At 65.4% G+C, this 14,275-nt stretch carries 11 protein-coding genes; 2 read left to right on the forward strand and 9 right to left on the reverse strand.

All coding sequences use genetic code 11. From position 1 onward, the window contains the following. The first annotated feature begins 38 nt into the window (after positions 1 to 38). Positions 39 to 617, forward strand: coding sequence for a hypothetical protein (locus C1877_RS07575; protein ID WP_041239791.1), 579 nt, complete (start codon positions 39 to 41; stop codon positions 615 to 617). Positions 618 to 812: 195 nt separating this feature from the next. Here the strand turns inward: C1877_RS07575 and C1877_RS07580 are convergent, their stop codons facing one another. After that, positions 813 to 2,543, reverse strand: coding sequence for an MFS transporter (locus C1877_RS07580; protein WP_015540468.1), 1,731 nt, complete (start codon positions 2,541 to 2,543; stop codon positions 813 to 815). A gap of 937 nt (positions 2,544 to 3,480) precedes the next feature. Here C1877_RS07580 and C1877_RS07585 point away from each other — a divergent pair. Then, positions 3,481 to 5,304: a response regulator transcription factor gene (locus tag C1877_RS07585; protein ID WP_244909818.1), complete on the forward strand. Its 1,824-nt coding sequence runs from the start codon at positions 3,481 to 3,483 to the stop codon at positions 5,302 to 5,304. A 55-nt stretch (positions 5,305 to 5,359) separates the two neighbouring features. Here the strand turns inward: C1877_RS07585 and C1877_RS07590 are convergent, their stop codons facing one another. From C1877_RS07590 to C1877_RS15705, 8 genes are all read right to left on the reverse strand, one after another. Further along, entirely contained in the window at positions 5,360 to 6,214 is an 855-nt protein-coding gene (locus C1877_RS07590; RefSeq protein ID WP_114568854.1) for a DegV family protein, read from the reverse strand. Positions 6,215 to 6,367: 153 nt separating this feature from the next. Further along, positions 6,368 to 8,731 carry an ATP-dependent helicase gene (locus C1877_RS07595; RefSeq protein ID WP_114568855.1) on the reverse strand — a complete coding sequence of 788 codons (2,364 nt, stop codon included), beginning with the start codon at positions 8,729 to 8,731 and terminating at the stop codon, positions 6,368 to 6,370. Positions 8,732 to 8,837: 106 nt separating this feature from the next. Then, the gene (locus C1877_RS07600; RefSeq protein WP_114568856.1) at positions 8,838 to 10,574 is read right to left on the reverse strand and encodes a Na/Pi cotransporter family protein; all 1,737 of its coding nucleotides are present in this window, start codon (positions 10,572 to 10,574) and stop codon (positions 8,838 to 8,840) included. 165 nt (positions 10,575 to 10,739) lie between these two features. Then, positions 10,740 to 11,540 (reverse strand): 3-deoxy-7-phosphoheptulonate synthase, encoded by an 801-nt coding sequence (aroF, locus tag C1877_RS07605; protein ID WP_015540465.1) that lies wholly within the window; start codon positions 11,538 to 11,540, stop codon positions 10,740 to 10,742. Beyond that, positions 11,537 to 11,818: a chorismate mutase gene (locus C1877_RS07610; protein ID WP_015540464.1), complete on the reverse strand. Its 282-nt coding sequence runs from the start codon at positions 11,816 to 11,818 to the stop codon at positions 11,537 to 11,539. Before C1877_RS07610 ends, aroF begins: the two co-directional genes overlap by 4 nt. 204 nt (positions 11,819 to 12,022) lie before the next feature. Further along, positions 12,023 to 12,958, reverse strand: a complete 936-nt coding sequence (locus C1877_RS07615; RefSeq protein WP_114568857.1) for an undecaprenyl-diphosphate phosphatase — start codon at positions 12,956 to 12,958, stop codon at positions 12,023 to 12,025. Positions 12,959 to 12,988: 30 nt separating this feature from the next. Beyond that, positions 12,989 to 13,231, reverse strand: coding sequence for a hypothetical protein (locus tag C1877_RS07620; protein ID WP_227155320.1), 243 nt, complete (start codon positions 13,229 to 13,231; stop codon positions 12,989 to 12,991). Between the two features lie 104 nt (positions 13,232 to 13,335). Further along, positions 13,336 to 14,250 carry a DUF5655 domain-containing protein gene (locus tag C1877_RS15705; RefSeq protein ID WP_015540462.1) on the reverse strand — a complete coding sequence of 305 codons (915 nt, stop codon included), beginning with the start codon at positions 14,248 to 14,250 and terminating at the stop codon, positions 13,336 to 13,338. Between the last annotated feature and the right edge of the window lie 25 nt (positions 14,251 to 14,275).

Raw genomic sequence — 14,275 nt, forward strand, 5'->3', positions numbered from 1 at the left:
TAAAGCAAGCGAAAACGCGCCTTTAAGGGGGATCTGCATTGAAGAACAACAAGGTGTACCTGCCAACCGATGCCATAGCGCGCCACGAGGATTTCGACGTGTGGTACGCCGACGGTGAAACCTTCCTGAGCATCAAGGGAGCGTGGTCCAAAGAGAGCGACAAGGCCGTCATCTTCGGCCGCATGGGCGGGGAGATGGGGCAGATCAAGCCCGACCACAAGGCCCTCACCTACTACCTGAAGCTCGAACGCTGGGAATACGTGTTCCACACGCTCCACCTGTTCAAGCACTACTACGTGAACGGGATGAAGTGGCAGATCGACGGGTCGTTGACGAACCCTCCCTTCGACTTCGTCAACGAGGAGGACTCCCAGAAGGAAGTGCATGTGCAGGTGGTCGATTTCAAGGGCCACGGCCCGTGCTTCGAGGTCAGGGCCAAAGACGTGGCCAAGCTGCGCATCGCCGTGGCCGCCGTCATCGCCATGGCCATCAAGGAGGAGTACCGGGGCTTGAGCGAGGGCCTGAAGAACCCGAATGCCTCCCGGCTCGAGAAAGCGAAGAACTGGCTCGTGGCGGACAAGGGCATCCCTTACGACCAGCTGCCCGACCTGGATTAACGCCCCTGGCAGGGCGTTGGCGCCCTGCCCGCCCCCCCCGCCTCGCACCGACACGCAACGCAAAAGAAGCCCCGCCGCCTTGTTTCCAAGGAGGCGGGGCTTCTGCAATGCGGGGCCCGGCGAAGTGCCGGCCGGGCAGCTTGAACGCTGCCCGGCCTTACCTTGCGGGCGAAAGCGATCCCGGCACGCGAGGGCTTACGCCTTCGTCGACGCCTCGTCGCCCAAGGAGCCGAGCGAAGCCCGGGCAGCCTTGTTCTTCGCCGACTGGATGCCGCCGAAGATGAAGAAGTACAGGAACGGGAGGAGCAGGCCGATGGCCATGAGCGGCAGCGCGTAGGGCTGCTTCGACCAGTTCGGCACGATGAGCGGGCAGGCGATGCAGAGGATGGCAAGGACGGCCACGATCACCAACATGACGATGAAGCGCATGTTGCCGTCCTTCTCGGAATTGCCCATCCTCTCCTCTTCGGCCGCGAGCTGGTCCATGGACTTGCCGGCGGTTTCCTTCACGAACATGACCGTGCAGATGAAGCCCAGGGCGAACGGGACGATGAGCACGAGCACGACCATCGACCAGTTGGTGGCGCCAGTGGCGGTCTGGAACAGCGCCATGCCGGCGATGCCGCCGAGCACGATGGAGGAGGCGGAGCCGCCGAAGCGGGCGAACGCCTGGCACCAGGACGTGCCGGTGTTGCGGATAGCCGTGGGATAGCTCTCGGGCATGAGGGGCTGGACGGCCGTGATGGCGTAGTTCAGCGCGAAGCCGAAGAGCAGCATGAGGGCGATGCACAGGCCCATGTTGTTCGGGGCCACGAAGATGGAGCACAGGATGATGGCCACGATGCAGAACAGCCAGGCACCGGCGAGGTTGCGCTTGCGGCCGATCTTGTCGGACACGAAGCCCACCGCGATGTTGGAGGCGATGGCCGCCACGTTGTTCCAGGTCTGGAGCGCGACGGAGTCAGCCTGCGAGTAGCCCAGGCCCACGAACCACGTGGGGATCCAGGCGTTCATGCCGTACACGCAGAACTGGCCGACGAAGTAGGCGGACCAGATGGCGCAGGTCGCCACGATGAACTTGCTCGAGAACAGAACCGACGGGCCGGTCTTGGCGGGCTTCGGCGGAACGATCAGCAGAGCGGGGTCGTACTCGTGGGACGTGTGGCGCGTGGCCTGCTCGATCTGGGTGAGGCGCTTGCAGGCCATCTCCTTGTTGCCGGAGTTGGCGTACCAGTGCGGGGTCTCGTGCATCGTGAAGATGAGGATGATGCCGTAGATCAGCGGGATGCCGCCGATCAGGTAGCACAGGCGCCAGTTGGCGTACATGGTGGCGGTGCCGCCATCGGCCAGGGCGTAGGTGACCTGGTTGGTGAAGTCGCCGAGCAGCGGTGTGGCCGCGTTGCAGATCGGGTTGGCGATGAGGCCGGCCAGAACCCAGCCGACGACCATGAACGCCATGCCGAACGTGACGAAGACGCCACGCTGCTTGGAGGGCATGCTCTCGGAGAACACCGTGGTGACCACCGGGATGCAGGAGCCCACGCCAAAGCCGGCGATCAGGCGGAACGCGGCGAAGAACGCCAGGTCGTTCGCGAACGCCTGCGGCAGCGTGAACAGGCCGTAGAACATGACGGCAGCGATCAGCGTCTTCTTACGGCCGATCTTGTCGGACATGATGCCGCCGACGGCGCCGCCGAGCACCATGCCCAGCAGGCCCCACGTGGTCAGCGAGCCCATGAGCGCGCCCGGGTTCGCGTTGTCGGGCCAGAACGTATGGGCCACGAACATGTTGGTCGAATTGACGATCATGAAGTCGTAGCCGTCGAAGATCATGGCAAAGGCCAGCAGCACGAACACGACCCACGTGTGCTTGCTGATGCCGATGGAGTCGATGACTTCTGAGATCGTGAACTCTTTTTTATCCATCAGTCCCTCCTTTTGAGGTAACTCGTATGATAAGAAGCCGGATCGTCCGTCCGTCGCGCAACGCGACGTGCGGCGCCCCAGCGCTTACGCTTCCCCTTCGCGCAGTGGCAAGACTGGAACCGCAACGCACCTTCAGGAAATTACGGACGCTTCAGTATTGCATGAATAACTGATGCTTCCGTAGTTTCGACCACCGTCCCTCAACGATGATCGCCACCTGCCTTCAAGGCCGTGCCGCCCTCCAGAAGAAACGACTGCGCCCATCCCCCTTCCACGATTCTCTTTCCCGATCGCGTTATTTCCTTTTGCGCAAGAGACCGAAACGGCCGAAAGCATGCAAAAGAAATATCCAAGACGAAGGGTACGAAACGCGGGTCGGGCGGTCATCCTCTCGCAGGTACGCTTTACCGACGGGGCATCGACCCCTGGGATCGATTTATCGAAGGCGCCTTTTCCGGCATTCGCCCCCGGCAACGGGGCCCGGCACCGCACGGGGACGCGGCGGGGCGGCGGGGCGCGCCGGGCAGCCGGAGGAAGGCGGCGGGCGCGGCAGGGGGCAGGCGGCCCGCGCCGCGCCCCGGCCACCGCGCTGCGGCACCCGGTCGCAGGAAAAGCCGCCCTCGCGCGCGAGGAGGATTCCCGCAGGCGCCCAGGCGCTGCCCTGCACGATGTAAAAGTGGTTCGCAACATCGTCCCGAGAGGTTGATTTCTATCGTCCTATGGGCATAGACGGCCCAATAACCCCAGGTAAGGAGACAATGAACGGGTTTCTCCCGTTTGAACCCCGCCCCAGAAACGTATATAGTGGAGGCCATCGGTCGAATCGGCGCGGCAAACGGCGCCGACAGGGGCAGCGGCACTCGCAGTAACATCATCCGACCGAGAAGACTATGTCCGATGATCACCTCGACAGGGGAATGTGAGGATACTAACGCTCATGGCCATCAACCTCCCGCGTATCAGCATCACCGTAGACGACAATCGAGGCATGGGGACGCAGGGGGAGCTAAATATCCTTTCCCTGGGCTTCGGCATACACCAGGCCTGGATCTATGCCGCCATGTTCGGGACGAACTCCATCTTCCAGATGCCCGCTCCCGAAGGCCTTTTCGGCCACAGCAGCTCCTTCGTCTCGTACGTCTTCCTCATCTCCATCGTGGTGTTCGGGCTGTCGCTTCTGTTCGCCGCCATCACCGACCAGAAGCTCCTCAAGCTCTACACCGCCAAGCGCGTGCTGTTCGGGGCGGGCATCCTCACCTCGGCGGGCACGTTCGCCGTGTTCGCCGCCACGCTGCCCGGGGCACTCGGCATAGCGGCCACCGTGTTCGCCGGCGTGTCCACGGGCATCGGATCGGCGTTGCTGCTGCTGTTCTGGGGCACCGCCTACTCGCGTCATGGCGCCGCCACCATCGTCATGAACACGGCCGTGGCCATCGTCATAGCCGTGGCCATCTACTCCATCGCGCTCCACGTGGTGCCCGCGCCCTTCTCGGGCGTGCTCACCGCCTGCCTGCCGCTGCTGGAGCTGCCCATCCTGTGGCACCTCACGCCGGTGAGCTACGCCGTGCGCCACGCCATACCCATCTTCAACCCGCTGCCGGTGCACAAAGGGCCGTTCTGCCTGCGCTTCGCGCTCCCGGTGCTGCTGTTCGGCTTCGCGTTGGGCGCGCTCCGCTCGCTGTCCACGCAGGTCATCTTGCCGTCGTCCGACCTCACCACGCAGCTGCTGGCGCTGTTCGCCGGCGGTGCGGCCACCGTGCTGCTGCTGGTGACCACGTTCTCCATCGACAAGCGCAGCCACTGGGATTTCCTGTTCCGGCCGCTTGTCCCGTTCATCGCCATCACGCTGTTCTTCCTGCCGTCGCTCGCGCTGGACAACTCCATGATCGCGGCGCTCGTGCTGCTCACCGGCTACATGTGCTTCGAAGCGCTCATGTGGGTGTTCTTCGGCGAGCTGTCGCAGGAGTTCCGCCTGTCGCCCATCTTCGTGTTCGGCATCGGGCGCGGCTGCCTGGCCCTGGGCTCGATAGCCGGGTCGCTGTCGATGGCCGACCCCGCATTCCTGTCGTCCCTCTCGCCGTTCGGCGAGGCCGGCGGCGCCATGCTCATCATGCTGGCCATGGTGGTGGCGTACGCGCTGCTGCCCCGTGTGCGCGACATCAAGCGCATCGTGGTGAAGGGCGGGCGCGATTTCGATGCCATAGAGTCCTTCAACCATCAGATAGAGAGGGTTGTCTGGGCTTCGCGCCGCACGAGCGCGGACGCGTCCGACGACGGTGCCGAGACGGAGGCTCTGCCGCTGCCCACGCCCGGAACGCTCTTCGGCATGGGCTCGGTGCCGGCCGAGACGCCGTCAGACCTCCCCACCTACGGCTCGGCCGGCACTCCCGGCTGGCGCGCCGCCAGCATAGGAAGCGCGACGCCGTCCAAGCTGGCGGCGGACACCCAGCTGGCCAAGGAACCGGCGAAAGAGGCTTCCAAGGAGCCGGACGCGGCCTCATCCGAGGCCGAGCGCTCGCGCAAAAGCGGGCGGTTCCGTTCGCAATGCGAGGTCATCGCCGACCGCTACCTGCTGTCACGGCGCGAGACCGAGGTCATGTTCCTGTTGGCCAAGGGGCACAACGCCGCCTACATCCAGGACAAGCTGTGCATTTCCAAGAGCACGGCCAAGACGCACATCAGCCACATCTACCGCAAGCTGGACATCCACAACCAGCAGGAGCTGCTGTCCATGGTGGAGGACACGCGCGACGAGCTTTAGGCGCGCGGCTGCGGCCCTCGACAGGGCCGCCCCATGCTCGACCCGCCAGCCCCGCCTACGACAGGTCCAAGCCGGGGCACGCGCCCAGGTCGACCGCCTGAACGGCGATGCAGCTTGGTCCGCCCTGCGTGATGAAGGCCGGGCCGAGCTCGAACAGGCCGAAGCGGCACCCCGGCAGGCGTCCCTCCAGGTAGGCGAGCGCCTCGGCTGCCTGGTCGGGGTTGTCGGCGTGGCTCACGCTCACGTAGTATCCCTCGCCCACCCCGCGTCCCTCGAAGTCGGCCGCAACGGCCGCGATCGCCTTCTTGAACGAGCGGGCGATGGCGAGCTTGCCCAGCCTCCGGCCGTCGTCGGTCTGCTCCATCACGGGAAACGCCTTCACCAGGTGTGCGAACTTGGCCGCAAGGGGCGTGAGACGTCCGCCGCGGCGCAGGTAGTCGAAGTCCTCGGGGATGAGGCAGGAGCGCGTGGTGCCCATCATGGCCCCCAGACGTCCCACGACCTCCTCCGCTCCGAGGCCCTGCCCGCCCAGCTGCACGGCGTAGCACGCGAGCGCCCGGTGCGGCACGCAGAGGGTCCGCGTGTTCAGCACGTGCACGCGCTCGGGGTGCCGCGCCTGGGCGCGCAGGCCGCAGGCCACCTCGTAGGCGCCGGACAGGCCGTCGGCCATGGCCAGGTGCACCACTTCCTCGTCCGTGTCGTAGGCCGCCAGCGTGAGCGCAGGCGGCGGGGAGGCGCTCTGGGGAAGGGCTCCGGCGCGCACGAGGGCCAGGAACTCCTCCGACGAGATATCCTCGTACTCGAGCCAGGTGGTTCCGTCTATGGACACGGTCAGCGGAAGCACGGTCATGCCGCGCCTCGCCCCCTCCTCCACGGAGAACATCACGGATGAGTCGGCCACGATCCTCATGGCGGGCCTGCTTTCTCCTCGTCGTCGTCAGGGTGCGCACCGCCCCCCGCGGTATCGCGCACCCCCGTTCAATTCCATCATGCAGGATCAGGCCGCAACAAGCAAGGCCGCTGCGAAAAAAGCGCGCGGCACCGCACCGTCGGGCCCTGCTTCCTACGCGCCGATCTTCACGATGGGCGCGTAGTCCTTCAGCAGCTTCTTCGTCTGGCCCGATTTGGCGAATTTCACATAGAGCGTGTCGCCGTCCACCTTCGTCACCTTGCCGCGGCCGAACGTCTTGTGGTCCACGGAGTCGCCGGTGGCGAACGCCATCTTCGCCGCGGCCTTCTTGCCCGCCTCGGGGCGCGCGTACGCCTCTGATCGGACGGAGGGGCGACGGTCGGAGCGGCCGGCGGAACCCGAGGCGCTTGAGCGGCCGAACACGCGGCCCTCCCCCGCCTCGGCGCCGGAGCCCGCGATGCCGCGGCGGCTGCCGCGCTTCTCCCAGCCCGTGCCGCTGAAGCCCGCCGACCCCACGCCGGAGGACTGGCGCAGCTCGGAGGGGATCTCCTGGATGAAGCGCGACATCGGGTTCGCCGACGCCTGCCCGAAGATCTGGCGCTGCGAGGCGCAGGTGAGGAACAGGCGCTTGCGGGCGCGCGTGATGGCCACGTAGGCCAGGCGGCGCTCCTCCTCGATGCTCGCCGCATCGCCCACCGAGTTCATGTGCGGGAACAGCGTCTCCTCCATGCCAGCCACGAACACGCAGTCGAACTCGAGGCCCTTCGACGAGTGCACGGTCATGAGCGTGACCGCGTTGCCGTCCTCCGCCACCGTGTCGAGGTCGGTGCGCAGGCGCACCCACTCGATGAAGTCCGCGAGCGAGTCGCCCCGCAGCACGCGCGTGGGCGCCGCGTCCGCAGCAGCCCCGTCGTCGCCCCCTGTCGTGGGGGCCGCGTAGTCCGCGTCCTCGTCGTCGTGGGTGCTCACGAACTCGTCCACCACGCCCAGGAACTCCTGGATGTTCTCGATACGCCCGCGCGCCTCGTCGGTGTTCTCGGCCTGCAGCGCACCGATGAGGCCGCTCTTGTCGATGACGGCCTCGATGACCTTGCGCAGGTCGCCGCCGTAGGTGCGCGCCTCGTTGATCAGGCCCACGAACGAGGCCACGGACTGGCGCGTGGAGGCGCGCAGCTCCGGGTCGACGATAGCGAGCTCGGCCGCCTCGATGAACGGCATGTCCATCTCGCGCCCGAACTGCTCGATGCGCTCGATGGTGGTCTTGCCGATGCCGCGGCGCGGCACGTTGACCACGCGCTTGGCGGCGATGTCGTCGGCCGGGTTCACGATGAGCGTGAGGTAGGCCATGACGTCGCGGATCTCGGCGCGGTCGAAGAAGCGCGTGCCGCCCACGATGCGGTAGGGCACGCCGGCGCGCAGCAGCATGTCCTCCAGCATGCGGGACTGGGCGTTCGTGCGGTAGAACACGGCCACCTGGTTGTACGTGAGACCGGCCGCGCGCTGCTTCTCTATCTCGCCGGCTATCCAGCGGCCCTCGTCGCGCTCGTCGGAGGCCAGGTACACGTTGATCTTCTCGCCGTCCTCCGAGGCCGTGAACAGCTTCTTCTGCTTGCGGTGCTGGTTGTTCGCGATGACGGCGTTGGCCGCGGCCAGGACGTTGCCCACGCTGCGGTAGTTCTGCTCCAGCTTCACCACGTGGGCGTTCGGGTAGTCCTGCTCGAACTCCAGGATGTTGCGCAGGTCGGCGCCACGCCACGAGTAGATGGACTGGTCGTCGTCGCCCACCACCATGATGTTCTTGTGCCCCTCCGCCAAAAGCTGCGTGATGGCGTACTGGGCGTGGTTCGTGTCCTGGTACTCGTCCACCATGAGGTAGCGGAAGCGCTGCTGGTAGGCGGCGCGCACGTCCTCGTGGTTCTTGAGCAGCAGGTAGGCGTAGAGCAAGAGGTCGTCGAAGTCGAAGGCGTTCGCGGCCTTGAGGCGCTCCTGCAGGCGCGCGTACACGCGCGCGGCCACCTTCCCCACCGGGTCGGAGGCCTGATTCTCGAAGTCGCCCGGCACCACGAGCTCGTTCTTCGCCGTGGAAATGCGGTTCATGAGCGCGTTCGCCGGGAAGCGCTTCGGATCGATGTCCAGCTCGGCCATGATCTCCTTGTACAGGCGCTTCTGGTCGTCCACATCGTAGATGGTGAAGTTGCGCGTGAAGCCCAGGCGCTCCGCGTCGGCGCGCAGGATGCGCACGCACATGCTGTGGAACGTGGACACCCACATGCCGCGGCAGCGCGGACCCACCAGGCCGGCCAGGCGCTCGCGCATCTCGGCGGCCGCCTTGTTCGTGAACGTGATGGCCAGGATCTCCCAAGGCGCCACCCCGTGGTTCTCGATGAGGTTGGCAATGCGGTACGTGAGCACGCGCGTCTTGCCCGAGCCGGCGCCGGCGAGTACGAGCAGCGGCCCGTCGATGGTGACGACCGCCTCGCGCTGCGGCCCGTTCAGGGTTTCGATGTCGATTGGCATGTGAGCAGTCTCCTACGGATGGAGGTGAAATCAAGCTTCCGTATTCTACCGCTTTTCCCGCAGGGCGACGGGCAAACGCGCGCAATCTGCGCAAGCGCCCGTCCCGCTATGCGTACGCCTCGGCCAGCTCGTCGAGCGGGGCGGCGGGCTCGTCGTCGCCGGGGCGGCCGGCGCCGAGGGAGTCGCGCCACATGGACAGCTCCGCGCCGTGCTCCACGAGGTTCGAGCACTCGTTGCCCGCGCGCTCGAGCCCGAGCAGCAGCTGGTTGTACACGGCCTTGTTCTCGGGCGCGCACTGGCGGCTGCTCACGCGGCGGAAGTGGGCTTTGCGGGCCTTGCTCTGGCGCTTGATGATGGCGCGCCGGCGCTCGTCGAGCACCTGCTCGGATGCCGCATCCTGGTCGCTTAGGAACCGCAGTACCGCATCGTACATCTCCGACACCATGGCAGCGCCCTCAGCCAGCTCCTCGCGCGCCTCGTCCGAGAACGGCTTCTTGGATGCGAGGTTCTCGCCGTAGAGCCCGGCCACCTCGCCGCAGCGCGAGCCGATGCGGCCCACTGCGTCCACGATGGACATGAGATCGGTGATCTCGGCCGCCTGCCGCTCCGAGGTCGCGCCGGCGCTTAGCAGCTCCACCGCGTAGTTCGCAAGCTCCACCTCCGCGGCCTCCACCTGGGCGCAGTCGCCTTGCAGGGCCTTGAGCGCGGCGGCGTCCCGGCTCGCGACGGCCCCGGGCAGCGTCTCCAGCATGGAGCCCACCTTGTCGCAGAACTTCTGCAGCTCCTCGCCGAACATGCGGATGGCGAACACCGGCTGGCCGAGGATGTTCTCGTCGAGCGTGACGAGCGCGCCCGGCCCGTGCTCTTCCTCCTTGCCCGGAACGAGGAACGTGACGATCTTCACCATCACGCCCAGAAGCGGCAGCCACAGAAGCGTGCAGACGACGTTGAAGGTGGTGTGGGCGTTCGCGATCTGCCGTGCGATGACGTCGAGCTCGGGACCCGGCGTGATGAGCTGCACGAACGAGGCGAGCACTGGCACGAACCAGATGAACAGAAACGCGCCCGTGATGTTGAACACGCTGTGCGCCACGGCCGTGCGCTTCGCGTCGCGCGACTGCCCGATGCAGGCCAGAAGCGCGGTGATGGTGGTGCCTATGTTGTCGCCCAGCAGGATGGGGATGGAGCCCTGGAGGCCCAGCACGCTGGTCACGCCGTCGGGGCCGGGCTGCGAGGCGAAGCTCTGCAGCACCGCGATGGTGGCGCTGGAGCTCTGCACGACGAGCGTCATCACGGTGCCTACCACCACGCCGAGCGCGGGAATGTCCTTCACCTGGTCGATCATGGACAGGAACACGTCGCTCTGCGCGAGAGGCTTCATGACGGCGCCCATCGTGTCGATGCCCACGAACAGGAGGCCGAACGCGAACACGGTCTGCCCGATGTTCTTGACGCGCTCGTCCTTCGCCACGAACCACACGATGAAGCCCACGAACACGATGAGCCAGATGTAGTCGCTGATCTTGAACGCCATGAGCTGGGCCGTCATCGTGGTGCCGATGTTCGCGCCGAAGATGACCGCAATGGCCTGGCGCATGGTCATGAGGCGCGCGCTCACGAAGCCGATGGCCATGACCGTGGTGGCGCTGGAGCTCTGCAGCACGGCGGTGACCACCGCACCGGCCAGCACGCCGAGCACGGGATTGGAGGTGAGCAGGGACAGGATCGACTTCATCTTGGCGCCGGCGGCCTTCTGCAGGCCCTCGGACATCATGTTCATGCCGAACAGGAACACAGCCAGTCCGCCCAAGAGGCCGAACACGGTTTCCATCGGAGCGTTCACGCGGGACTCCCCTTCGCATCAGTCGGTTGCAGCGTCAGTGCGCGTGAGTCGAAAGGATACCGGGTGGACGGTAAGGCCTTCGTCAAGGGAAGGTAAAGCTCGGGTAAAGTTTTTACGAACAGGGCGCATCCGGCGGGTTTCCGCCCGTCGGATGCGCCCGATCCTTTACACGATGCGCTTGCCGAAGACGGCGGCGATCTCGCGGAGCTTGGCGACGAGCACCTCGAACTGGGCGGGCGTCAGCTGCTGCGGGCCGTCGGAGAGGGCCGCGGGCGGGTTGGGATGCACCTCGATCATGAGGGAGTCGGCCCCGGCCGCCACGGCGGCAAAGGCGAGCGACGGCACGAGGTCGCGCTGGCCGGCGGGGTGCGACACGTCGATGCACACGGGGCACAGCGACTGCTTGTGAATCACGGGCACGGCCGCGATGTCCAGCGTGAAGCGCGTGGCCGTCTCGAACGTGCGGATGCCGCGCTCGCACAGCACCACGTTGTCGTTGCCCTCGGCGGTGAGGTAGTCGGTGGCGGCCAGCCACTCGGCGATGGTGCCCGCGAAGCCGCGCTTGTACAGCACCATCTTGTGCGAGGTGGCCGTGACCTGGCCGATCTTCTTCAGCAGGCTGAAGTTCTGAAAGTTGCGCGCGCCCACCTGCAGGCCGTCCACGTAGGAGTGCACGAGCTCGCAGTGCGCGGAGTCCATGACCTCGGTGAGCGTCTTCAGGCCGTGCTTCTCGCCCGCGTCGCGCATGATCTTGAGGGCCTCCTCGCCCAGGCCCTGGAACGAGTGCGGGTTCGTGCGCGGCTTGAACGCGCCGCCGCGGATCCAGGTGAGGCCGAGGCCGGCCACGCATGCGGCCACTTCGTCGAACTGCTCGACCGACTCCACGGAGCACGGGCCGGCGAAGATGGTGATCTCGTCGGAGCGCGATCCGAGATCGGGGATAGAGGGGATGTTGACTTCGCTCATACCGACGGGGTCTCCTTCATGATCTTGAGAATGGTGGCGTAGATCTCGCGCAGGTTCTCGTTGTACAGGGGACCCTCGTTGTAGCTGCTCACCTTCGCGAAGATCTCCTCTTCGCGCTTGGCGTCGTACAGGCCCAGATGGGCACCGGGCTTGAGACCGCGGATGACCAGCGAATGGCCGGCGCGCTTGTTGAGCAGCGCGACGATCTGGCGGTCGATCTCGTCGATCTTGGCACGATGTTCTTGAATCTCCGCAAGGGAGGTGTCTTTCTCAGACATCGGCTTTCCTCTCATGACTCTCATGCGATAACGTGCGCTTCAGCCCGCGCCCCCGCACGTTGGAGGGCCTCTTCGGGCAACACGTGTGCCTGACATGATAGCAAAAGCGGCGCGCTCGGTAAGCGCGCCGCTGGGATTTAGCGGGAAGAACCACGGAAGCGGACCGGTCGAGGGCTCGTCGAGTGCTCGCTTGCGGACGCCGCCCTACGGCAGCATGCCCATCGATTCGAACACGAAGTAGCCCAGCACCAGCACGCCCACGACGATGCGGTACCAGCCGAACGCCGTGAAGTCGTTCTTCTTGATGTAGCCCATGAGGAACTTGATGGCGATGACCGACATGACGAACGCCGTCACGATGCCCACCGCGAGCACGACGACCTCCGTCATGGTCATGGCCAGGCCCGCGGCGAAGAACTTGAGGCACTTCACCAGGCCCCAGCCGAACATGATGGGGATGGCCAGGAAGAACGTGAACTCGGCCGCCGCGGTGCGCGAGCAGCCCGACAGCATGCCGCCGATGATGGTGGCGCCGGAACGGCTCGTGCCGGGGATGATGGCGAGCACCTGGAAGCAGCCGATCTTGAGGGCGGTCTTCCAGTCGATCTCGTCCACGTCGGTGATCTTGAACAGCTGCGCCTCGGCCTCGTCGGCCACGTCGCCGTACGACTGGCGCGCGTGCCGGCCGCGCGGCGCGGCGAGGGCGGCCTCGGCCTCGCGCAGGCGGCGGCGGTTGCGGCGCTCGAGCACGATGAACGCCACGCCGTACACGATGAGCATCGCGGCCACGGTCACCTTGTTGTAGAAGTGCTCGTTGACCCAGTCGTCGAACGCCAGGCCGATGATGGCCGCGGGGATGCAGCCGATGGCCACCATGCCCCAGAGGCGCCAGGTGGACTTCTTCTGCACGCTCGTCTTCTTCGGCGAGAAAGGGTTGAGCTTGTGGAAGTACAGGATGAGCACGGCCATGATGGCGCCCAGCTGGATGACCACGAGGAACAGGGCCAGGAACTCGTCGGACACCTGCAGCTTCACGAACTCGTCCACGAGGATCATGTGGCCGGTGGACGAGATGGGCAGCCATTCGGTGATGCCCTCGACGATGCCGATGAGAAACGCTTTCAATGCTTCGATGATCATGCGCGGGTACTTCCTCGTTGTCCTTCGGGATTACTGTTTGTGCTGGTAATGGTCCTGCAGCATGGCGATAGCCAGCAGGGCGACCGAGAGGCACAGCCCCATGAGCACGAACTTGGGGGCTTCCTGCCCCACGGCGATGGTGGCGAACGCCACGACGGCTATCACAAGCGCCGCCAGCTTGCACAGGTACGAGATGCGCCGGTTGAACGAGGCATGCAGAGCACGCCTGCGCTCCTCGTCGAGCTCGCCTCTGTCCCTGTTCGCTTTCTCCATGCCGGGCATTGTACACGACGCCGACCGGCGAGGTCGAAGAAACCACAGGGGGAACACGGGCAGGTTGGGAAGAGGGTCGGGACGCCGCGGATGCCAGGAGGACGCTAGTTCTCCAGGTAGGCGCGCTCGAGAAGGGGCTTAACCTCTTCAAGCTCGTCGAGCGAGGTGAGGCCGACCTCGATATCGCCCGTTCCCCAATGGCCTTTGCCCGAGCAGTCCCTCACCAAGCTCGTTTCCGCAACCGTCGAGGCGTCGAGCGCCAAATGAAGGATCACCCGCTTCTGGTTCACCTCTATGCACACGATGTTGCGCACCTTCTTGATGGCGAGGTAGAGCTTCAGCTCGTTCTCCGACACGTCGTCGCCGAACGAGGCCATGTAATGGCGGACCTCGTCGACCACCTCGCGCAGCTTCTCCGGCGCTCCGACCAGCTGCTCGGCGAATGTCTTGTCCACGTATTTCTTACCGAGCGATCCGCCCGTCGTCGCCGAAACCGACGGAGCGGTCGACGGCGCGTTCAAGAACTCGAACAGGATGACGTCGTCGCTCTTCGCGTAGCGAACGAGCCGGATGTTGCGATTCATCTGCTTGATTGCGTGGAGATCGTATTTTCCGAAGGAGCTGGCGACGCAGTACACCGCCGGAGAGCTCCAGTCTATCGAGTCGGCGACCTGCTTGCCGAGCTTGTCGAGCACCAGCCGCCAGAAGTCCGCACGATGATCCATGAGCCAGTCCAAGTAGAACAGTCCCTGATTGATGACGTTCTCGTTGGAGTCGCGTTTGTACTCGAACACGATCGGAGAGTTGTTCTCGTCAATACCGAGGCTGTCGATCCGACCGGCCTGGTTCTCGTATTCCCCCGCATGGTTGATGACGTACTCCGTTTGCAAGAACCTGATGCCGAAGAAGGCCTCCATGTTCGCTTCGATGAGCTGCTGCACGCCTTTCTCGAGCTTTGCCGGCTTGAGCTCGATGGCGCGCACCGAAGGCTTGATGTTGAACAGCTTGATGTCTCCCATTGGATTCCCCTTCGCATGGCGAATG

The organism is Gordonibacter pamelaeae (assembly GCF_003340385.1).
GTDB lineage: Bacteria > Actinomycetota > Coriobacteriia > Coriobacteriales > Eggerthellaceae > Gordonibacter > Gordonibacter pamelaeae.